Origin of the sequence: Chitinimonas sp. (genome assembly GCF_041904975.1) — a bacterium.
Lineage (GTDB): Bacteria > Pseudomonadota > Gammaproteobacteria > Burkholderiales > Chitinimonadaceae > Chitinimonas.
In genome coordinates, this window is sequence record NZ_JAYRLZ010000172.1 from 1 (window position 1) to 797 (window position 797).

The 797-nt window shown below is 56.6% G+C and carries 7 tRNA genes; all 7 read right to left on the reverse strand.

The window, feature by feature from the left end:
* Nucleotides 1-110 precede the first annotated feature (110 nt).
* Nucleotides 111-188 (reverse strand) — tRNA-His (locus ACE3OH_RS15030).
* A gap of 63 nt (nt 189-251) precedes the next feature.
* Nucleotides 252-334: transfer RNA gene (locus ACE3OH_RS15035), tRNA-Leu, on the reverse strand.
* A gap of 2 nt (nt 335-336) precedes the next feature.
* Nucleotides 337-407: transfer RNA gene (locus ACE3OH_RS15040), tRNA-Ser, on the reverse strand.
* A 9-nt stretch (nt 408-416) separates the two neighbouring features.
* Nucleotides 417-492, reverse strand: a tRNA-Asp gene (locus ACE3OH_RS15045).
* Between the two features lie 4 nt (nt 493-496).
* A tRNA-Asn gene (locus tag ACE3OH_RS15050) sits at nt 497-572 on the reverse strand.
* Between the two features lie 7 nt (nt 573-579).
* Nucleotides 580-656, reverse strand: a tRNA-Ile gene (locus ACE3OH_RS15055).
* Nucleotides 657-663: 7 nt separating this feature from the next.
* Nucleotides 664-739, reverse strand: a tRNA-Arg gene (locus ACE3OH_RS15060).
* Nucleotides 740-797 lie beyond the last annotated feature (58 nt).

Sequence of the window (797 nt, forward strand, 5' to 3'; positions counted from 1 at the left end):
GATTGGTTGGCAAGGGCGGTTGGATTCTGAGTCTGTTGCTTGTTGGTTCGAGTCTGCTGCGCTACCCGTTGCGCTACGCCCCAGCTGTTCAGGCGCAATAGCAATGTGCTTGGGGTTGACCGATCGGGATCGAACCGATAACCACCGGACTCACAATCCAGGGCTCTACCCATTGAGCTACGGCCAACCCCAAACACACTGGGTTTCGGGTGCATAGGCCACCCGTTCTTGCAAATTGCGTTTCAATGATCTGGTGCCCCTGGAAGGATTCGAACCTTCAAAAACCTGGCTTCTAAGACCAGTAGCTGTGCCAATTTGCATAAGTCACAGGGGCGATGGAACCGGCTGCAGGGGTCGAACCTGCAATATCCTGCTTAGCAGGCAGGCGCTCTACCAACTGAGCCGGCAACAAAAACTGGCGCCGATGAAGGGAATTGAATCCTCCTCGTTCCGCTAGACAGGCGGGTGCACTACCCAGAGTGCGACATCGGCAAAGTGGCTCCCGAGGCAGGATTCGAACCCGCGACATCCTGGTTAACAGCCAGGCGCTCTACCAACTGAGCTACTCGGAAAACATGCTGGTGGTCCTGGCTGGGCTCGAACCAGCGACGGCCCGGTTATGAGCCGGGAGCTCTAACCCGCTGAGCTACAGGACCGGGTAAGTGGCATCCCCCTCAGGATTCGAACCTGAAGCCTTCACGTTCGTAGCGTGATGCTCTTCCAACTGAGCTAGAGGGATGTTGGTTGGTGGTCGGGAAGGGTTGAGCCGAACAACGTGCCCTGAGGGAACAGATTTA